Genomic DNA, 20057 nt, shown 5'->3' on the forward strand with positions numbered 1-20057 from the left:
CTGATCCATGCCCAACGTACTCATCACCGGTTGCTCCAGCGGTATTGGCCGCGCCCTGGCCGAGGCCTTCAAATCCGCCGGTTTCAACGTGTGGGCCAGCGCCCGCCGCCCGGAAGACGTCACCGCCCTCGCCGCCGCGGGTTTCAATGCCGTCGAACTCGACGTCAATGACAGTGCCGCTTTACAGCGCCTGGCCGAACAACTGGGAGAGCTGGATGTACTGATCAACAACGCCGGCTACGGCGCCATGGGCCCGCTGCTCGATGGCGGCACCGAGGCGATGCAGCGCCAGTTCGAGACCAACGTATTTTCCATCGTCGGCGTGACCCAGGCGCTGTTCCCTGCCCTGCGCAAGCGCAAAGGGCTGGTGGTGAATATCGGCAGCGTTTCCGGCGTGCTGGTCACGCCGTTTGCCGGCGCCTACTGCGCGTCCAAGGCGGCGGTGCATGCGTTGAGTGATGCACTGCGCATGGAGCTGGCGCCGTTTGGCATCCGAGTGATGGAGGTGCAGCCAGGCGCCATCAATACAAGCTTCGCAAAAAACGCCGGCGCCCTGGCCGAACTGTTAATCAACGAAAAATCGCCGTGGTGGCCGTTGCGCGAGGGCATTCGCGCACGCAGCCAGGCCTCTCAGGACAAGCCCACCCCGGCCGGCGTGTTTGCAGCGGATGTGCTCAACGCCGTGCAACAGGCAAAGCCGCCACGCCTGTTACGCTCGGGCAATGGCAGCCGGGCGTTGCCGTTGATGGCGGCGTTGTTGCCCAAAGCATTATTGGAAAGCGTGTTGAAAAAACGCTTTGGTTTGAAGGGGAGTTTGTAAATGATCGACTACAGCGACTTTTTCGAAGAAGTCATCCAGACCCACGTCGAGATCGAGCAATGGTTTGCTGGGGTTGCGCCTGACGGCACCTTGCAAAACCTGCTTGCGCGCTTCTCGCCGGAGTTCAGCATGATCGCCCCCGCCACCGGCACACGCGTCAATGCAGCCGGGGTCAACGCGCTGTTCACGCGCCTGGGCGGAATGCGTCCGGGGCTGAAAATCACCTTGAGTGAAATGGCTGGGATTGACCGGCATGCACGCGGTGCGACGGTGACTTATCGTGAGCATCAGGTGGACAACAGCGGCACCCAAACGGATCGGCGGGCCACCGTGGTGTTTGAGAAGCAGGCGAGTGGCGCGCTGTTGTGGCGCCATTTGCATGAAACCTATGTAGCTCAATGAACTAACTGCCCAGCCGGATCCTACAAAAAACAGCGAATGGGCTGACAGCATTACAAGGAAACTATCCCCAGGCTCTTTCACCTCTGTCTACTCACAGGTGAAAGGATGCCAAGGGATTTTATGCGAAGCGGTGTGCCGGATGCGCACACCACGACTCGCCAGCGGCTGACCAGCCTGCTGGACCTGCCCAAACTTTATCGAACCATTGACGCCGACCCGGCCATCGTCGGGGCAGGTGTGGTGCATATCGGCAGTGATTATCAGGTGACGGTGCTGCGTGAGTTTGTGCCGTTGTGCAGTATCAGGCCCAAACGGGTGATTCTTCGGGAAGTGGCAGGTCCGATGATGACTGCCGAGGAGTACGCACAGTGGATGGCAAACTCGCCGCGCGAGTCGCAGCTATGGCGCGAGGCAGCGGGGATGACCCTAGCGTGTGGTGGGGCTGTGATCGGGATTATCGTTGCCAAGGCAGGTATCGCATCGGCGCCTCTCAGCTTAGGTTCCAGCCTTGCAGTTACTTACATTGCTTACACCGCTGCGGCTGCCAGTGCTTTGCAGTGTGGCAACGGCATATGGAGAACCTACAAAGAACTAACCAACCCGGCTGAAAACGATTATTACGACAGCCTTAGTTGGTATCAGGCAATGACCGTAGCCTTGGATGGCATTTCGCTGGTGGGCGCGGGCAGTACCACGTTTGTCACGGTAAAGGCTGTGATGACGATCAAAAATACGACGGGCCGCAACCTGACCGACATTTTGAGGCGCATGAGCCGCCAGGAACGCGCAAAGCTGACAAACGAAGTTCTGCGCCTGCAGAACCCTAGTCATCCTCGCGAAATAATTCGGCTAAAGCAGCTGGCCGGAACACTCCCCAAGCGCTTCAACAATGCCCAGTTACGCCAAGACCTTCTCATTCAACTCTCCGATCAGGTGGGTGCCGCTCTGGCAGTTACCGGCAGCGGCCTGTCCGGAAACATCCACGCTATTGTTATCGGCATTTATGAAGAGTTCAGCAGCCATGAACAATGACATCAATACCCTGCAAGATCCCCGAACGTTAACTCGATACACCCGACGGTTTGCATTTACCGTGGGTATGGGGATCTCAATGAACCTAGTCAGTATTTCAGGCAGCCTGTCACATAGCCTGTCGTATTACGCACGAATAAATTATCTCCCTGGCGAATATGCGGTCGTGGCGAGCATGGCACTGCTACTGGCCATGTGCATTGGCCTGACCTTGGTGGCGCTGGGGTTTCGCTCTGGGCCGCCACTGCTTGCAGGCGTCGCGGCCTTGAACGCCTTGCTGTCGGCAGGCTACCTGGGGAACAACCCAGTTACGTTGTTTGCACTATTCCCACTATTTCAATCGCTGTTCTGCCTGCTGATTCTTAATACAAGAAACCACCGCCGCTTCGTCAGCATGCTGCGGGTAAAACGTCGACGAAAAATCAGAGCCAACACACAAACCTGAAGCGGCGCCCAATCTGCCTGTCAACAAAAATCGAATGTGGGAGGGGGCTTGCTCCCGATTGCGGAGTATCAGTCACTTGATACGTTGACTGAGTCACCGCAATCGGGAGCAAGCCCCCTCCCACATTTCAGTTCGGCGTTTGGTTGACGATCACCGTGCACGTAATCCCCGCCGCCAACAACACCCCCTCCGGCACTTCATCAATATGAAGCCGCACCGGCACCCGCTGGGCCAGGCGCACCCAGTTGAAGGTCGGGTTCACATCGGCGATCAATTCGCGGCTCTCGGGGTTGTCGCGGTCGTAGATACCGCGGGAGATGCTTTCTACGTGCCCCTTCAACGTCTCGCCGCTCATCAACTGCATGTCAGCTTTGTCGCCGACGTTCACATGGGGCAGCTTGGTTTCTTCGAAGAAGCCATAGACCCAGAACGAGTTCATATCCACCACGGCCATCTTGGCTTCGCCGATGCGCGCGTAGTCGCCGCGATGCACGTTGAGGTTGGTGACGTAGCCGTCCACTGCCGCCACGACCTGGGTGCGTTTCAAGTTGAGTTCGGCCGCTTCGAGTTGTGCCAGTGCGTGCTGGTAATCCGCCAGGGCCGAGTCAGCGATGTTGCTGGCGTCGTCGCGGTTTTCCCTGGAGATCACCAGGGCGTCGAGGTCGGCGCGGCGGTGGGCGTTGACCTTGCGCATTTCCCAGGTGGCCTTGCGCGAGGCGACCAGGGACTGCGCCTGCTTGACCGCGATGCGGTAGTGCTCGGGGTCGATCTGCATCAACAGGTCGCCCTTTTTCACCAACTGGTTATCGCGCACCGGCACGTCGACCACTTCGCCGGTGACGTCGGCGGCGACGTTGATGATGTCGGCACGCACGCGGCCGTCGCGGGTCCACGGCGTTTGCATGTAGTGCACCCACAACGTGCGGCCAATCCAGATCGCCAAAGCCAGTACCAGCAAGGTCGCGAGCAGGCTGAAAAACTTTTTCATCGGGGCATTCTCAACGGTAGACGGTCAGCGCCAGGGCGCCGAACAGGCAAACGAACAGGCTCAGGCGCAGCAGCGCCGGGTGCCAGAAAAACCGGTACAGGTCGAAGCCGGCCAGGAGGCGGTCCAGGGCCCAGGCCAACGCGGCCGCGATCAGGAACATCAGGGTCATGGTCGGCATATAGATGCCGTGGAATGCGATTTCACGAGGCATTCGGGGTTCCTTTGAGGGCCGCCAGCGGTGATTGCGGGTCCAGCAACGAGGTGCGGATAAAGTGCAGGTAGCTTTTCACCCGGCGCAGGGCCGAGGTATCGAAGTGCGGGGCGAAGGGTTCGTCTGTGGCCTGCACGCGGCTGATCGCGTGGTCGACGGCGATCAGGCCACGCTCCAGGTTGCTGGCGCTGGGTTGCAGGAACAGGCGCACCAACGAACGCCCCATGACCCGGATCGCCTGGCGCCACGGCTGGGATTCGGCATAGGCCGGGTGTACCGGCAGGATCGCCTGTTCCTTGCGCAACTCGATGATCGCGTGGCCGACTTCCAGCACCACGAACATCCAGCGCAGCAGGTCGCGTTGCACTTGCGGCTGGCCGACAGCGAGGCCGTAGGCCTGGTGCAGGAGGTCTCGGGTGCGGCTTTCGAAACTCGACGCCAACCCCTTGAGCTTGCCGCTGATGGCATACACCACCTGTTCGCGCAGGTCCTGCTCCAGGCGCCGCCACAGCCAGCGGCTGTTGGGCGGCAGGATGATCGCCCCCGCCGCCGCGCATACCAGCATGCCAATGATCATGGCGATGTAGTCGTTGATAAAGATGTAGGGGTTGTAGACCGTGAGGTTGTCCGGCACCGAACCGGTGCTGAAGAAAATCAGCAGGCCTACGCCCACACCGGCATATTGCGGGCGTGAGGCGAGGAACGCGCCGAGGATGATCACCGGGGCGAGCATCACGCACAGCAGCGGGAAGCCGTCGATCCACGGGAACACGAAGAACATTTCCACAAAGCCCACCAACGCGCCGATCAAGGTGCCGCAGGCCATCTGGAACGCCATGCGCTTGGGGTTGGGCGTGGCGGCGGACAGGCCGACGGTGGCAGCGGCGATCAAGGTCATGGTGGCACCGCTGGGCCAGGCCGTGGCCACCCAGTAACTGCCCAGCACAATCAGGATGAACGACGCGCGAATCCCCGAGGCGGCGCAGGCCAGCCAGTTGGTTTTCGGGCTGAAGGTTTCGTCCCATTGCTCCCGTGCATGGCTGTGATCGGCCAGGGAGGCATGGGTTTGCGCGTAGTTGTGCAGGTCATCGACGAAGCGGTAGAGCAGTTCATAAGCGGTGTGAAAATCCAGCTGTTCGGCCTCACTCGGGTTGCCCTCCTGGAAGGTCGCACGCAGGCTGCGGACTTTGGCAGGCAGGCTGTCCTTGTAGGCACTGAGCTGGTTGACCAGGCGCGCGGCATCGGGGCTGGTGAGGGCACGGCCGGAGAAGCCGTCGAGGACTTCGGCGAGGTCCTGCAGGCCCGGTTTGATCGCCGCCACCACATGATCCGCGGAATCCGTGCGCAGGCGTTCGAGCAACTGGTGCAAGGCATTGAAGCGCGTGGTGATGCTCATGAACTCGCTGTTGAGGCGACTGAGCCGACCGTTGCGCCGGCGCATATGCGGGTCTTCGAACACCGTGAGGCTGCGCAGCCCTTCCAGGCCCACGGCCTCGGCGATAAAGCGCACGTTGCTGGCCTCGAACCCTTCACGTTGGCTGCGCCCGCGCAGGCCGTCGGTGACGAACAGCGCGAACACGCCAAAGCGCTGATAGAGCGCGTTGCGCATCGCTGCACTGGAGGTCTGCGGCAGGATCGCCGCGCTGACCAGGGTGGAACACAGGATCCCCAGGGAGATTTCCAGCACCCGCCACACCGCCGCCATAAAGGCGCCGTCCGGATGGGCCAGGGCCGGCAGGCCGACCATCGCTGCCGTGTAACCGGCCAGCACGAAGCCGTAGGCGCGAAAGTTACGGTTGCGTGTCGCGCCAGCGGTGCAAATGCCGACCCAGATCGCCAGCGCCCCCAGGAACAACTCGGTGTTCTGCGCAAACAACGCGATCAACACCACCATCACCGCCGACCCGGCCAGGGTGCCGAGGAAGCGATAGAAGCTCTTGGCAAACACCTGGCCGCTCTGCGGTTGCATCACGATAAACACGGTGATCATCGCGGTGCGTGGTTGCGGCAGCTCCAGGCGCATGGCCAGCCACAGCGTGAGGAACGCGGCGATCAGCACCTTGAAGATGTACACCCAGGTCACGCCGTCGCTGCGTGCCCAGTCGAAAAAACCACGGCGCCACTCAAGGGAATGCAGCCAGCGCAGCGGTGCAGGCATCGGAGTCATTAAATCCTACTCAGTGACCAAACTATTCAGTGATCAAACATGGCAAGCGCCGCCGGGGTCTTGCTCGGGAGGGTCTTGGCGTCCTGCGGTAGGTCTTTGCCGGCGTCGAGACCGCCACCCAGTGCGGTCACCAGTTCGGCATGGGCGCCAAGCCGCGCGGCCTGGACCTGCTGCTCGACCTGTTGTTGGCGAAACAGCAGGGTCTGGGCATTGAGTACATTGAGGTAATCGGTCAGGCCGCGCTGGTAGGCGATCATCGCGATGTCGTAGGTCTTCTGCGCCGAGGCCACCGACTGCGCCGCAAATGCTGCTTGTTTGTCCATGGATTCACGGCGAATCAACTGGTCGCTGATGCCCTTGAGCGCATTGACCAGGGTCTGGTTGTAGCGCGCCACGGCGATGTCATAGCCGGCGCTGGCTTCCCCCAGCTCGGCACGCAGGCGGCCGCCGTCGAAGATCGGCAAACTGATCGCCGGGCCGACGCTGTAGTTGAATTTCTTGCCGGCGAGAAACGCCAGCATGCCGCCGCCGGTGGCCATGTAGCCGAGGCTGCCGACCAGGTCGACGTTGGGGTAGAAACCGGCGTGGGCCACATCGATGCCACGGGCTTGCGCCGCGACCTGCCAACGGCTGGCAACCACATCCGGGCGCTGGCCGAGCAATTGCGCGGGCAGGCTCGAGGGCAGTTTCAGTGGTGCGGCAAGGGACAGCGTCGGACGCTGCAACGTGGCCCCCTCCCCCGGGCCTTTACCGGCAAGCGCCGCCAGCTGGTTACGGCTCAGGGCGATTTCCTCGTCCAGGGCATCCAATTGGCGATGGGTTTCCGGCAGCGGCGTTTCGGCCTGGCTCACGTCGAAATGGGTGCCGATCCCGGCGTCCAGGCGTTTGTTGGCCAGGTCGAGGATCTGCTGTTGCTGGGCCAGGGTCGCCGCGACGATATCGCGGTTGGCGTAATGCAACGACAGCTGGATATAGGCGCGCACCACGTTGTTCTGCAGTTCAAGCTGGGCCTGGCGGGCTTCGGCCGCGCTCATGTGGGCCAGGTCGACGGCACGCTCGGTGGCGTTGCTTTCGCGGCCCCACAGGTCGAGGGCGTAGCTCAACCCCAGGGACGCATTGTTGTCCCAGGTGTTGGCACCGCTCAATTCCCCCGGGCCGTAGAACTGATCCTTCGGCCAATTGTGGCGTTTGAGGGTGGTATCAGCGTTGATCTGCAGCGACTCGGCCGACTCGGCAACCCCGGCCATGGCCCGCGCTTCCCGCACCCGCGCGGCAGCCATCGCCATGCTCGGGCTGTTTTGGGTGGCGAGTTCGACCCAGCGGTTGAGCTGGGGGTCGCCGTAGGCCTGCCACCATTGTGCGGTGGGCCAATGGGCATCCTGAGCGGCGCTGCGGATCGCTTCGTCGGTGGCCAGGGTAGTGGCATTGAGGGCCTGGCCTTGGGGGGCGATTCCTCCGGTTCCGATGCAGCCGCTGATTGCTAACGATAAAGCGCAAACACTGAGAGCCTTCAGCGCTCGGTTAATGAGAGTCTTCAGCTCTCTGCTGATGCGACGCGGCACGGCGAACGAATTCCTGAGGTGGTGTTGCGGGGGGAGGTGGCGCAATTCTAGGCGGCGGCATGGAGGACGATAAGCTGGCATTCCTGTGAATCTTTGTTACCGTTCAAGCGATAATCCGTTGGTAGGGATCCCTGGACGGCGTAACTTTCTGTCACAATTTGGCATCTCCCCTGAGAACTCTCCATGGACACTTTGCAAAACATGCGCGCCTTCAGTTGCGTGGCCGAAGCGGGCAGCTTCACCGCCGCCGCCGCGCAACTGGACACCACCACCGCCAACGTCTCGCGCGCGGTCTCCAATCTTGAGGCCCACCTGCAAACCCGCTTGCTCAACCGCACCACCCGCCGCATTGCCCTCACCGAGGCAGGTAAACGCTACCTGCTGCGCTGCGAGCAGATCCTGGCCTACGTCGAAGAAGCCGAGGCCGAGGCCAGCGACGCCCACGCCCGCCCCGCCGGACAGCTGAAAGTGCACACCATGACCGGTATCGGCCAGCACTTCGTCATCGACGCGATCGCCCGCTACCGCCGCACCCACCCGGACGTGACCTTCGACCTGACCCTGGCCAACCGCGTGCCGGACTTGCTGGACGAGGGCTACGACGTGTCCATCGTGCTCGCCAGCGAGCTGCCGGACTCGGGCTTCGTCTCCCAGCGCCTGGGCATCACCTACAGCATCGCCTGCGCCTCGCCGGACTACGTCAAGGCCAAAGGCTGTGCGCAGCGCCCCCAGGACTTGCTCAACCACGCCTGCCTGCGCCTGGTCAGCCCGGTGATCCAGTTGGACAAGTGGACCTTCAACGGCCCTGAAGGCCAGGAAAGCGTGGCGATCAATACGTCGCCGTTCCTGGTCAACTCCGCCGACGCGATGAAAACCGCGATCACCAGCGGCATGGGCGTCGGCCTGCTGCCGGTGTATGCGGCCATCGAAGGCCTGCGCAACGGCACATTGGTGCGGGTCATGCCCACCTATCGTTCCCAGGAGTTGAATCTGTACGCCATCTACCCGTCTCGCCAGTACCTGGATGCGAAGATCAAGACCTGGGTGGAATACCTGCGCGGTTCGTTGCCGGAGATCCTGGCGGCGCACCAGGCGGAGCTGGTGGCGTATGAGTTGAGCGGCAGCCTCAGCGGTGCACGGCTGGCGAACTGATTTCTACCAGGCGATACACGTCTTTAAATGTGGGAGGGGCGGTGTCCTGACAATTGCCGGCAGGAATGTTAGCGTGCTTGGCATTCTTCCGTAGTCGATGAGCCCGCCTGCAATGAAAAAGACCGTCCTCGCCTTCAGCCGTGTCACCCCGCAAATGATCGAACGCCTGCAACAGGATTTCGACGTGATCGCGCCCAACCCCAAGCTGGGCGACATCAACGCTCAATTCAATGAAGCCCTGCCTCACGCCCACGGTTTGATCGGCGTGGGTCGCAAGCTGGGCCGCGCGCAGCTCGAAGGCGCGGGCAAGCTGGAGGTGGTGTCCAGCGTGTCGGTGGGCTACGACAACTACGATGTGCCGTACTTCAACGAGCGCGGGATCATGCTCACCAACACCCCCGACGTACTGACCGAAAGCACTGCCGACCTGGCCTTCGCCCTGCTGATGAGCAGCGCGCGCCGGGTGGCCGAGCTGGACGCCTGGACCAAGGCCGGCCAATGGAAAGCCAGCGTCGGCGCGCCGCTGTTCGGCTGTGACGTGCATGGCAAGACCCTCGGTATCGTTGGCATGGGCAATATCGGCGCGGCCGTGGCCCGGCGTGGGCGCCTGGGCTTCAATATGCCGATCCTGTACAGCGGCAACAGCCGCAAGACCAAGCTGGAACAGGAACTGGGCGCGCAATTGCGCAGCCTCGACCAGTTGCTGGCCGAGGCGGATTTCGTCTGCCTGGTGGTGCCGTTGAGCGACAAGACCCGCCACCTGATCAGCACCCGTGAGTTGGGTCTGATGAAGTCCAGCGCGATTCTGATCAATATCTCCCGTGGTCCGGTGGTCGACGAACCGGCGCTGATCCAGGCCCTGCAAAACCAGACCATTCGCGGTGCCGGGCTGGATGTGTATGAGCAGGAGCCGTTGGCCGAGTCGCCGCTGTTCCAACTGAGCAACGCGGTGACCCTGCCGCATATCGGTTCGGCGACCCATGAAACCCGCGAAGCCATGGCCAACCGCGCGCTGGACAACCTGCGCAGCGCCCTGCTGGGCCAGCGCCCGCAGGACCTGGTGAACCCGCAGGTGTGGAAGGGCTGACACGGGCCCAGCCCGACAAAAAATCGGGTTAAAGCCTGGCTCTCCCGAGTCGATAACCTTCAATAGAAGTTCGTCATCCCTGATCCACAGAAGGTTTTTATGTCCACCACCAAAGCCCGCGCAGACTCACTCTCGCTTCTGCTCTTTACCTTGCGCAGCGGCAAGCTGATGGCCATCAACCTGCTGAAAGTCAGCGAGATCATCCCTTGCCCGCCGCTGACCAAGCTGCCGGAGTCTCATCCCCACGTCAAAGGCATCGCCACCCTGCGTGGCAATTCGTTGGCGGTGATCGACCTGAGTCGCGCCCTGGGGGAAATGCCCCTGGAAGACCCGAACGGAGGCTGCCTGATCGTCACCGACGTGAGCCGTTCCAAGCAGGGCCTGCATGTGCAGGCCGTCAGCAAGATCGTGCACTGCCTGACCACCGATATTCGTCCACCGCCCTACGGCTCCGGCGGCAACCGCGCGTTTATCACCGGGGTAACCCAAGTGGAAGGCGGCCTGGTGCAGGTGCTGGACATCGAAAAAGTCATCCACGGCATCGCCCCGGCGCCGATTGAAGCGGCGCCTACCGACCTGACCATGGAAGAGGCGGAAGTGCTCGGCAATGCGCGGATCCTGGTGGTGGATGACAGCCAGGTCGCCCTGCAGCAGTCGGTACACACCCTGCGCAACCTTGGCCTGACCTGCCACACCGCACGCAGCGCCAAGGAAGCCATCGATGTGCTGCTGGAGCTGCAAGGCACCGCCGCGCAGATCAATGTGGTGGTGTCGGACATCGAGATGTCCGAAATGGACGGTTATGCCCTGACCCGCACCCTGCGTGAAACCCCGGACTTCCAGGATCTCTACGTGCTGCTGCATACCTCCCTGGACAGCGCGATGAACAGCGAAAAGGCGCGCCTGGCCGGTGCCAACGCGGTGCTGACCAAGTTCTCCTCGCCCGAACTGACCAAATGCCTGGTGGTCGCCGCCCAGACCGTGGCGCAACAGGGGCTGTAACCGGTGGCGGAGCATTTCCAACTGCTGCGCCGCGACCTCACCGGCAGCCTGCCTGCACCTCAATGGCCGGCCCATACGCAGTTGGATCACTACCGCGACGAGCTGGCCCCGGCGATCCATGCGGTGCTGCGCATGACCCAGGAGCAAGGGGGAGGCCGCGTTCCTCATCTGCACGCCTGGCAGCATCTGTTTGTCAGCGACGCCGAATTCGATCCCACGCTGTGCCTGGTGGCCAGCAATGGCGATGGCATTCTCGGCGTGGCGCAGTGCTGGACCAGCGCGTTTATCAAGAACCTGTCCGTGCATCCTTGCGCTCAAGGCCAAGGCTTGGGCCGCGCGTTGCTGCTGCACTGCTTCCAGGTGTTCAAGCAGCGTGGCGAACCCTATGTCGACCTCAAGGTACTGGAGAGCAACCGGCGCGCCCGGCAACTGTACGAAAGCGCGGGCATGGTCTTTGTGCTGCGGGATGTGGTCGCCGAGGACTGACAGGCGCTGGCGCATAACTTGCTTCCAGAGCAGCACAACGGTGGATAGAGGTAAAAACCCGTCACTGTTCCTGTGTGCCCTCTGACCTAGCCTGGTGACAGATCCGCCATGAACACCCATTTTTCCTGCGTCGGTTGCGGCAAATGCTGCAGCGATCACCACGTCCCCCTGACCCTCCAGGAAGCCCGCCAATGGGCGGCTGACGGCGGTAACGTCATCGTTCTGGTGGAGGGTTTCCTGAGCAATGGCCTGGGCCTGCCTCAGCAGCAGCGCGAACATGCCGAGCGCCGTTCGGTGGTGGTGCCCAGCGGCAACACCGAGGCGTTTGTGGCAATCACCTTTGCCGCCTACAACGCCGGGCGCTGCCGGAATCTTGACGCAGACAACCTATGCCGCATCTACGAGCGCCGCCCGTTGGTGTGCCGCATCTACCCGATGGAGATCAACCCCCATATCCCGCTCAACCCCGCCGCCAAGGATTGCCCGCCGGAATCCTGGGAACAGGGCCCGGCGTTGATCGTCGGGGGTGAATTGATGGACCAGGAACTGGTGGAGCTGATCCAACGCTCGCGCCAGGCCGACCGAGACGACGTGCAGACCAAAGAGGCGGTGTGCGCCTTGCTCGGCATTCGCACCACGGCGCTCAAGGGGGATGGATTTACCGCGTACCTGCCGGACATGAGCGCGTTTGCCCAGGCGATTGAGCTGGCGGTGGACCAGCCGTCCGTGGCCAGTGAGTGGGTGTTTCATGTCTCGGGGATGGACATCGCCGAGCAGATGCTGGATGCCGGGGCGCAGATTGCCACCGAGGTGCCGGCCAACTATGCGTTTATCTCGCTGCGGGCGGCGTAGACCTTAAAGGCCGCCTCGTGCGGCGGTCGATCAGTGCTCGGCAGGAACGGCGTCAAGGCGGTAGGGCTGGATGATCCGCTGGTACTCGCCGCTCTGCTTCAGTTGTTCAAGGGCGCAGTTGAGTTCGTTGCGCAATGCGGTGTCAGGTTTGCGCACTGCGATGGCCACACCATCGCCCAAAAGCTCGGACGAAATGGCAGGGCCGACGAAGTCGAAATCGTGGCCGTCTTCGGTGTCGAGCAAGGCTTCACGAATTTCTACCGTGCCTTGCAGGGTCGCATCAATCTCGCCGGCTTTAAGGCTGCTGACTAATTCATTGTTGAGCCAGAAGCTCTTGACGATGACGCCATTTGGCGCCCACATCGAGCGGGCAAAAGCCTCACGGTTACTTCCCAGCAACACGCCGACACGCTTGCCCTTGAGCGACTTTACCCGCGGCTGCAAGTTGGACATGCGACGGGCCACCAGGCGCGTGGTGAAGGGGTAGAGGTTATCGGTGAAGCCCACCCAGCGTTGCCGTTGCGACGTCGGCGCCATCCCCATGATCGCGTCGAATTTCCTGGCTTCAAGGGAGATGAAATCTTCGGCAAGCACCTGGTCGACCCAGATGCAGCGTGCATTCAACTGCACGCACAGGGCGTTGCCCAACTCGATATTCAAGCCGACCAACTGCCCTTGCGGGTCGCGGCTCTGGAACGGGGGGAACTGTGCAGCAACGGCGAAACGGATTTCACGCAGCGGTGGATCATCGGCCGCAGAGACATCCGCCGCAAGCAACAGGGCAAACACTACACAGATGTGTATCAGAGCCAAGGGAGACGTCCTTTTCCGGAAAGACCAGCATCGCCCTGCTTCCCCCTGAAATCACAGGGGCAGAGCAAAGGCTGTGCAAGCTTTCAAGAAACGGTCGTAGGCCTACAATCAGAAATTTCAGCAGAGGCTGTAGGCAATAATCGACACGATGTGCGACTTGTTAATCTCAGCGTTTACCCATCGAACGACGAGTACCCGGCGGTGCCATGCCTGGCGACTTGGTATGGCCGTTCTTGGCGCCGTTTTTGTACCACGGTTGGGCCGCATTCCTGGCCCCAGCCAACTCACCCGGCTTGAACGGAAACTTGAACGCCGGGATCTCGGCTTTTTCAACGCCTTCGGCGCTGGCCGGATCGACGATGTCGGTCGCTTCAACAGGGGGTTGTGTCGGGGAAGTCATGAAAGCTCCGGGGCGTGCAAAAAATGATGCGGGGCCGGCTTGCGGGCCACACTGGCGCGCAGTATACCTGCGAGCTTCAGATCTTTAACCACCACCGGTACGAATGGTCGGAGTTTGCTGACAGCGCTGTCAGTTAGCCGTCACCGTGCTGACCGGGTTGAAGGGCTATAAAGACCGCTCACTCTCCCCATCCTTTGCCCCGGCGCCTCACCCATGCACATTCAACGAAAAACTGCCCTGATCGTGGGTGTCCTCGTGGTCGTGGCGGTTGCAGCCTGGGCGCTGACCCGGCCAGCCAAGGCCAGACTGGCGGCACCCACCGCGATCCCGGTGCGGGTGGTGAGCGTAGCGCAGCAGGACATTCCACGCTTTGTCAGCGGCATCGGCACGGTGCTGTCCCTGCACAGTGTGGTCATTCGCCCGCAGGTCGACGGCATTCTCACCCAATTGCCGGTCAAGGAAGGCCAGTGGGTCAAGGCCGGCGACTTGCTGGCCAGAATCGATGATCGCTCGATCCGCGCCAGCCTCGACCAGGCCAGGGCGCAACTGGGCGAGAGCCAGGCGCAGTTGCAGGTGGCGCTGGTCAACCTCAAGCGCTACAAGGAATTGAGCGTCGACGACGGCGTGTCCAAGCAGACCTACGACCAGCAACAAGCCCTGGTCAACCAACTCAAGGCTACCGTCCAAGGTAACCAGGCCGCCATCGATGCAGCCCAGGTCCAGCTGTCCTACACCCAGATTCGCTCACCGGTCAGTGGCCGCGTCGGTATTCGCAATGTGGATGAAGGCAACTTCCTGCGCACCAGCGATACCCAGGGCCTGTTCTCCGTGACCCAGATCGACCCGATTGCCGTTGAGTTCTCTTTGCCGCAACAGATGCTGCCGACCCTGCAAGGCCTGATCGCCGCGCCTGCCAAGGCCAGCGTCGACGCCTACCTGGGTGCCGACACCGACGGCCAGACCGGCGACCTGCTCGGCGAAGGCCACTTGAGCCTGATCGATAACCAGATCAGCTCCACCACCGGCACCCTGCGCGCCAAGGCCGAGTTCAACAACGCCTCGCAACGCCTGTGGCCGGGACAACTGGTGACCATCAAGATCCAGACCGCCCTCGACAAAAATGCCTTGGTGGTGCCGCCGACCGTGGTGCAACGCGGCCTGGATTCGCACTTCGTGTACCGGGTCAACGGTGACAAGGTCGACGTGGTGCCGGTGCAAGTCACCTATCAGAACAGCGACGTCAACATCATCAAGGGTGTGCAGGCCGGTGACGTGCTGGTCAGTGATGGCCAGTCGCGGCTCAAGGCCGGTGCCCAGGTGGAGGTGCTCAAGGAGCCCCCGCAGGTGATCCAGACCGTCGATGCCAAGGTGCAGCCATGAACGGCAGCCGGTCGCCCTCGGCCTGGTGCGTCGACCACCCGGTCGCCACCCTGCTGCTGACCTTCGCCCTGGTGCTGCTCGGGGTCATTGCCTTTCCGCGCCTGGCCATCGCGCCACTGCCGGAGGCGGAATTTCCGACGATCCAGGTCACCGCACAACTGCCTGGCGCCAGCCCGGACACCATGGCCTCCTCGGTAGCGACGCCGCTGGAAGTGCAGTTCAGCGCCATCCCCGGCATGACCCAGATGACCTCCAGCAGTGCCTTGGGCTCAAGCCTGTTGACCCTGCAATTCACCCTCGACAAGAGCATCGACACCGCCGCGCAGGAAGTGCAGGCAGCGATCAACACCGCATCCGGCAAGCTGCCCAGCGACATGCCAAGCCTGCCCACCTGGAAGAAGGTCAACCCGGCGGACAGCCCGGTACTGATCCTCAGTGTCAGCTCCGACAGCATGCCCAGCACCGAGCTGAGTGACTATGTGGAAACCCTGCTGGCGCGGCAGATCAGCCAGATCGACGGCGTCGGCCAGATCAACATTACCGGCCAGCAGCGCCCGGCGATCCGCGTGCAGGCTTCCCCCGACAAACTCGCGGCCATCGGCCTGACCCTGGCCGATATCCGCCTGGCCATCCAGCAATCGAGCCTCAACCTGGCCAAGGGTGCGATCTACGGCGAGAACAGCGTGTCGACCCTGTCGACCAACGACCAACTGTTTCACCCGGAGGACTACGCCCGACTGATCGTGTCCTACAAGGATGGCGCCCCCGTTCAACTGCGCGATATCGCCAAAGTCATCAACGGTTCGGAAAACGCCTACGTGCAGGCCTGGTCCGGCGACACTCCGGGCGTCAACCTGGTGATCTCGCGCCAGCCCGGCGCCAACATTGTCGAGACGGTGGACCGCATCCAGGCCGAACTGCCGCGCCTGCAAGGCATGCTGCCGGCTTCGGTGCAGGTCAGCGTGTTGACCGACCGCACCAAGACCATCCGCGCGTCCCTGCATGAAGTGGAAGTCACCCTGCTGATCGCCATCCTGCTGGTGGTGGCGGTGATGGCGCTGTTCCTGCGCCAGTTGTCGGCGACGCTGATTGTGTCCAGCGTGCTCGGCGTGTCGCTGGTCGCCAGTTTTGCCCTGATGTACCTGATGGGCTTCAGCCTGAACAACCTCACCCTGGTGGCGATCGTGATCGCCGTGGGCTTTGTGGTCGACGATGCCATCGTGGTGGTGGAAAACATTCACCGCCACCTCGAAGCGGGGCTCGACAAGCGCGAAGCGGCGATCAAGGGCGCCGGCGAGATTGGCTTTACCGTGGTGTCCATCAGCTTCTCGCTGGTGGCGGCGTTTATTCCGCTGCTGTTCATGGGCGGTGTGGTCGGACGGCTGTTCAAGGAATTCGCGCTGACGGCCACTTCGACCATCCTGATTTCGGTGGTGGTCTCCTTGACCCTGGCACCGACATTGGCCGCGCTGTTCATGCGCGCCCCGACCCATCCGGCCCACGACAAACCCGGCTTCAGCGAACGCCTGCTGGCCGGCTATGCGCGCAACCTGCGCCGCGCGCTGGCCCATCAGCGCAGCATGGCCGCGCTATTCGTGGTGACCCTGGCCCTGGCCGTGGCCGGCTACGTGTTTATCCCCAAGGGCTTCTTTCCGGTACAGGACACCGGTTTTGTGCTCGGCACCAGCGAAGCGGCGGCCGATGTGTCATACCCGGACATGGTCGCCAAGCACAAGGCCCTGGCTGAGATCGTCAAGGATGACCCGGCGGTGCAGGCGTTTTCCCACTCGGTGGGCGTGACCGGCAGCAACCAGACCATCGCCAACGGGCGCTTCTGGATCGCCTTGAAAGACCGCGGCGATCGCGACGTGTCCGCCAGCCAGTTCATCGACCGCATCCGGCCCAAGCTGGCGAAAGTGCCGGGCATCGTGCTGTACCTGCGCGCGGGGCAGGACATCAACCTCAGCTCCGGCCCCAGCCGCGCCCAGTACCAGTACGTACTCAAGAGCAACGACGGCCCGACACTCAACACCTGGACCCAGCGCCTGACCGAAAAACTGCGCGCCAACCCGGCGTTTCGCGACCTGTCCAACGACCTGCAACTGGGCGGCAGCATCACCCATATCAGCATCGACCGCCAGGCCGCCGCGCGCTTTGGGCTGACCGCCACCGATGTCGACCAGGCGCTCTACGACGCCTTCGGCCAGCGCCAGATCAACGAGTTCCAGACCGAGATCAACCAATACCAGGTGGTGCTGGAGCTGGACAGTCAACAGCGCGGCAAGGCCGAAAGCCTGAACTACTTCTACCTGCGCTCGCCACTGACCAATGAGATGGTGCCGTTGTCGGCAGTGGCCAAGGTCGACGCGCCGACCGTGGGGCCCTTGTCCATCAGCCATGACGGCATGTTCCCCGCCGCCAACCTGTCGTTCAACCTGGCACCCGGTGTGGCGCTGGGTGACGCGGTGATCATGCTCAACCAGGCCAAGAATGAAATCGGCATGCCGACCACCATCATCGGCAACTTCCAGGGCGCGGCACAGGCGTTCCAGAGTTCGCTGGCCAGCCAGCCCTGGCTGATCCTCGCGGCGCTGGTGGCTGTCTACATCATTCTGGGTGTGTTGTATGAGAGCTTCGTGCACCCGCTGACGATTATCTCCACCTTGCCCTCGGCGGGGCTGGGCGCGCTGATCATGCTGTCGCTGATGGGCCAGGACTTTTCGATCATGGCGCTGATCGGCCTGGTGCTGCTGATCGGCATCGTGAAGAAGAACGGCATCCTGATGATCGACTTCGCCCTGGACGCCCAGCGGGTACGCGGGCTGCCGCCGGAAGAGGCAATCTATGAAGCCTGCATCACGCGGTTCCGGCCGATCATCATGACCACCCTCGCCGCTCTGCTGGGCGCGGTACCGTTGATGCTCGGCGCTGGCCCTGGCGCGGAAATGCGCCAGCCCCTGGGCATCGCGGTGGTCGGCGGCTTGCTGGTGAGCCAGGCGCTGACGCTGTTCACCACACCGGTCATATACTTGTACCTTGAGAAATTTTTCCACCGGCCCAAGCCAGGTGCCGAGCTGGCGACCACACACTGAGGCCAAGGCACCGCCCTGGAGCAAAAGGCTCATGCGCGTACTGATTGTTGAAGATGAAGAAAAAACCGCCGATTACCTGCACCGAGGCCTGACGGAGCAAGGCTACGCCGTCGATGTGGCGCGCGAGGGCGTCGAGGGCCTGCACCTGGCGCTGGAGAACGATTACGCGGTGATCGTGCTCGACGTGATGCTGCCCGGCCTCGATGGCTTTGGCGTGCTGAGGGCGTTGCGTGCGCGCAAACAGACACCGGTGATCATGCTGACCGCCCGCGAGCGCGTGGAAGACCGTATCCGCGGCCTGCGCGAAGGCGCCGACGATTATCTTGGCAAACCGTTTTCCTTCCTCGAACTGGTGGCGCGCCTGCAAGCCCTGACCCGCCGCAGCGGCGGCCACGAGCCGGTGCAAGTGACCGTTGCCGACCTGTGGATCGACCTGATCAGCCGCAAGGCCAGCCGCAATGGTGTGCGCCTGGACCTGACCGCCAAGGAGTTCTCGCTGCTCAGCGTATTGGCGCGGCGCCAGGGCGAGATCCTCTCCAAGACCTCGATTGCAGAAATGGTCTGGGACATCAATTTCGACAGTGACGCCAACGTCGTGGAAGTGGCGATCAAGCGCCTGCGCGCCAAGCTTGACGGGCCGTTCGAACACAAGCTGCTGCACACCATTCGCGGCATGGGTTATGTGCTGGAGAATCGCAGTGTCGGCTAATTCCATTGCGCTGCGCCTCAGCAGCATGTTCACCCTGGTGGCGGCGCTGATATTCCTGTTGATCGGCGGCGCGCTGTATCAGCAGGTGGATCGCAGCCTGGGCTTGCTGCCAGGGGCGGAGCTGGATGCGCGCTACAGCGTGTTGGAATCCTCTGTGAACCGCTTCGGCACGCCGGACCATTGGGTGAAGATTCAAGCCAAGCTCAAATTATTGGGTGAGGAAGACAAGCGTATCCGCTTCTGGGTCGTCAGCAGCGATCCGAACTACGAGTACGGCAACCCCGATGCGCGGATCCGCACCTTCGCCGAAGGCCCGACGGGCAAGCGCGACCTGCACCTGCCGGGGCGCGAATACCCGTTCAAAGTGCTGGTGAGCCAGTTCCCGGCCAAGGACCAACGCCCGCCGCTGCGTTTCATGATCGCCATCGACACTGAGAACTTCCGCGCGACCCAGCACCATCTGCTGGTGGCACTGGTCAGCCTGGCGCTGGTCGGCGTGGCGCTGGCGGCGCTGCTGGGGTTCTGGGTGTCGCGCATTGGCCTCAAGCCGCTGGGCAAACTCTCGGATGAAGCACAGAAGCTGGCGCCGCCGAAGCTCTCCGGGCGCCTGCAACTGTCACCGCTGCCGCCGGAGCTGAGCCAGTTCGTCAACTCGTTCAACTCCACACTGGACCGCGTGGAACAGGCCTACTCGCGCCTGGAGTCGTTCAACGCCGACGTCGCCCACGAACTGCGCTCACCGCTCACCAACCTGATCGGCCAGACCCAGGTCGCCCTGACGCGCGGGCGTTCGGCCGAGCATTATTTCGAGGTGCTGCAATCCAACCTCGAGGAATTGGAACGCCTGCGCTCGATCATCAACGACATGTTGTTCCTCGCCAGCGCCGACCAGGGCAGCAAGGCCACCAAGCTGATTGAAAGCTCATTGGCCGACGAGGTAGCCACCACCCTCGACTACCTGGACTTCATCCTCGAAGACGCCCAGGTCCGGGTGCAGGTCCACGGCGACGCCCAGGTACAGATCGAAAAAGCCCACCTGCGCCGCGCGCTGATCAACCTGCTGAGCAATGCGGTGCAGCACACCGCGCCCGGGCAGGTGATCGACGTGAACATCGACGTGCTGGAGCATCAGGTAGCAATCGGCGTGACCAACCCTGGCGATGTGATTGCCAGCGAACACCTGCCCCGGCTGTTCGAACGTTTCTATCGGGTGGATGCGTCGCGCAGTAACAGCGGGGCGAATCACGGTTTGGGGCTGGCGATCGTCAAGGCGATTGCGCTGATGCATGGCGGCGATGTGTTCGTGCGTAGCGATGTCAGCGGCAATACCTTTGGCATCACTCTGCCGGTCTAGACATCTCCCCCATCGCCCCAGCATCACTGTTGCTGTTTTGGCAACAGTCATTATCTTGTTACACTCTGTATCGCAGCGCTCGCCTGCGTTAATTTGACGCATC

The 20057-nt window shown here is 62.4% G+C and carries 19 protein-coding genes; 13 read left to right on the top strand and 6 right to left on the bottom strand.

Features of this window, described 5'->3' with window-relative positions; translation table 11 throughout:
* The first annotated feature begins 7 nt into the window (after nt 1–7).
* The 4 genes from PspCFBP13509_RS03060 (at nt 8) to PspCFBP13509_RS03075 (ending at nt 2699) form a co-directional block, all read left to right on the top strand.
* The gene (locus PspCFBP13509_RS03060; protein WP_137211541.1) at nt 8–820 is read left to right on the top strand and encodes an SDR family oxidoreductase; all 813 of its coding nucleotides are present in this window, start codon (nt 8–10) and stop codon (nt 818–820) included.
* On the top strand, nt 821–1222 hold the full coding sequence (locus tag PspCFBP13509_RS03065) for a DUF4440 domain-containing protein (RefSeq protein WP_074843947.1): 402 nt from the start codon (nt 821–823) through the stop codon (nt 1220–1222).
* A gap of 105 nt (nt 1223–1327) precedes the next feature.
* Nucleotides 1328–2254, top strand: a complete 927-nt coding sequence (locus PspCFBP13509_RS03070) for an NAD synthetase (protein WP_083221296.1) — start codon at nt 1328–1330, stop codon at nt 2252–2254.
* Nucleotides 2244–2699, top strand: a complete 456-nt coding sequence (locus PspCFBP13509_RS03075) for a hypothetical protein (protein ID WP_242001048.1) — start codon at nt 2244–2246, stop codon at nt 2697–2699. Before PspCFBP13509_RS03070 ends, PspCFBP13509_RS03075 begins: the two co-directional genes overlap by 11 nt.
* A gap of 127 nt (nt 2700–2826) precedes the next feature.
* Here the strand turns inward: PspCFBP13509_RS03075 and PspCFBP13509_RS03080 are convergent, their stop codons facing one another.
* Genes PspCFBP13509_RS03080 through PspCFBP13509_RS03095 form a run of 4 tightly spaced genes read right to left on the bottom strand, consistent with a single transcriptional unit; the run spans nt 2827 to nt 7627 of the window.
* Complete coding sequence (locus PspCFBP13509_RS03080; protein ID WP_137211542.1) at nt 2827–3687, bottom strand: efflux RND transporter periplasmic adaptor subunit; 861 nt, start codon at nt 3685–3687, stop codon at nt 2827–2829.
* Nucleotides 3688–3697: 10 nt separating this feature from the next.
* Entirely contained in the window at nt 3698–3898 is a 201-nt protein-coding gene (locus PspCFBP13509_RS03085) for a DUF1656 domain-containing protein (protein WP_065924242.1), read from the bottom strand.
* A complete protein-coding gene (locus PspCFBP13509_RS03090) occupies nt 3888–6065 on the bottom strand; it encodes an FUSC family protein (protein WP_137211543.1) in 2178 nt (725 codons plus the stop codon). The genes PspCFBP13509_RS03085 and PspCFBP13509_RS03090 overlap by 11 nt, the downstream gene beginning before the upstream one ends.
* A 26-nt stretch (nt 6066–6091) precedes the next feature.
* The gene (locus tag PspCFBP13509_RS03095; protein ID WP_137211544.1) at nt 6092–7627 is read right to left on the bottom strand and encodes an efflux transporter outer membrane subunit; all 1536 of its coding nucleotides are present in this window, start codon (nt 7625–7627) and stop codon (nt 6092–6094) included.
* 183 nt (nt 7628–7810) lie between these two features.
* Here PspCFBP13509_RS03095 and PspCFBP13509_RS03100 point away from each other — a divergent pair, with 183 nt between their 5' ends.
* The 5 genes from PspCFBP13509_RS03100 to PspCFBP13509_RS03120 all read left to right on the top strand — a co-directional run bounded on the left by PspCFBP13509_RS03100 (nt 7811) and on the right by PspCFBP13509_RS03120 (nt 12206).
* Complete coding sequence (locus tag PspCFBP13509_RS03100) at nt 7811–8779, top strand: LysR family transcriptional regulator (RefSeq protein ID WP_027604744.1); 969 nt, start codon at nt 7811–7813, stop codon at nt 8777–8779.
* 112 nt (nt 8780–8891) lie between these two features.
* Complete coding sequence (locus tag PspCFBP13509_RS03105) at nt 8892–9866, top strand: 2-hydroxyacid dehydrogenase (protein WP_065924245.1); 975 nt, start codon at nt 8892–8894, stop codon at nt 9864–9866.
* A 99-nt stretch (nt 9867–9965) separates the two neighbouring features.
* Nucleotides 9966–10868 carry a chemotaxis protein CheV gene (locus PspCFBP13509_RS03110; protein ID WP_027604746.1) on the top strand — a complete coding sequence of 301 codons (903 nt, stop codon included), beginning with the start codon at nt 9966–9968 and terminating at the stop codon, nt 10866–10868.
* A gap of 3 nt (nt 10869–10871) precedes the next feature.
* Nucleotides 10872–11354, top strand: a complete 483-nt coding sequence (locus tag PspCFBP13509_RS03115) for a GNAT family N-acetyltransferase (RefSeq protein ID WP_065924246.1) — start codon at nt 10872–10874, stop codon at nt 11352–11354.
* A 108-nt stretch (nt 11355–11462) separates the two neighbouring features.
* Nucleotides 11463–12206, top strand: a complete 744-nt coding sequence (locus PspCFBP13509_RS03120) for a YkgJ family cysteine cluster protein (protein ID WP_074843937.1) — start codon at nt 11463–11465, stop codon at nt 12204–12206.
* 30 nt (nt 12207–12236) lie between these two features.
* Here the strand turns inward: PspCFBP13509_RS03120 and PspCFBP13509_RS03125 are convergent, their stop codons facing one another.
* Together PspCFBP13509_RS03125 and PspCFBP13509_RS03130 are read right to left on the bottom strand one after the other, a co-directional pair.
* Nucleotides 12237–13019 carry a transporter substrate-binding domain-containing protein gene (locus PspCFBP13509_RS03125; protein ID WP_065924248.1) on the bottom strand — a complete coding sequence of 261 codons (783 nt, stop codon included), beginning with the start codon at nt 13017–13019 and terminating at the stop codon, nt 12237–12239.
* A gap of 166 nt (nt 13020–13185) precedes the next feature.
* Nucleotides 13186–13419, bottom strand: a complete 234-nt coding sequence (locus PspCFBP13509_RS03130; RefSeq protein WP_027604750.1) for a hypothetical protein — start codon at nt 13417–13419, stop codon at nt 13186–13188.
* A gap of 213 nt (nt 13420–13632) precedes the next feature.
* Between PspCFBP13509_RS03130 and PspCFBP13509_RS03135 the strand changes: the two genes are divergently transcribed.
* From PspCFBP13509_RS03135 to PspCFBP13509_RS03150, 4 genes are read left to right on the top strand one after another with little or no spacing between them, the layout of a single operon-like run.
* Nucleotides 13633–14799 (top strand): efflux RND transporter periplasmic adaptor subunit, encoded by a 1167-nt coding sequence (locus PspCFBP13509_RS03135; RefSeq protein ID WP_065948996.1) that lies wholly within the window; start codon nt 13633–13635, stop codon nt 14797–14799.
* Nucleotides 14796–17891 (top strand): multidrug efflux RND transporter permease subunit, encoded by a 3096-nt coding sequence (locus PspCFBP13509_RS03140; RefSeq protein ID WP_137211545.1) that lies wholly within the window; start codon nt 14796–14798, stop codon nt 17889–17891. The genes PspCFBP13509_RS03135 and PspCFBP13509_RS03140 overlap by 4 nt, the downstream gene beginning before the upstream one ends.
* A 31-nt stretch (nt 17892–17922) precedes the next feature.
* Nucleotides 17923–18600, top strand: coding sequence for a heavy metal response regulator transcription factor (locus tag PspCFBP13509_RS03145; RefSeq protein ID WP_027604753.1), 678 nt, complete (start codon nt 17923–17925; stop codon nt 18598–18600).
* Nucleotides 18590–19954, top strand: coding sequence for a heavy metal sensor histidine kinase (locus PspCFBP13509_RS03150; RefSeq protein WP_074843934.1), 1365 nt, complete (start codon nt 18590–18592; stop codon nt 19952–19954). The genes PspCFBP13509_RS03145 and PspCFBP13509_RS03150 overlap by 11 nt, the downstream gene beginning before the upstream one ends.
* Nucleotides 19955–20057 lie beyond the last annotated feature (103 nt).

The organism is Pseudomonas sp. CFBP13509 (assembly GCF_005233485.1).
Classification (GTDB): Bacteria; Pseudomonadota; Gammaproteobacteria; order Pseudomonadales; family Pseudomonadaceae; genus Aquipseudomonas; species Aquipseudomonas marginalis.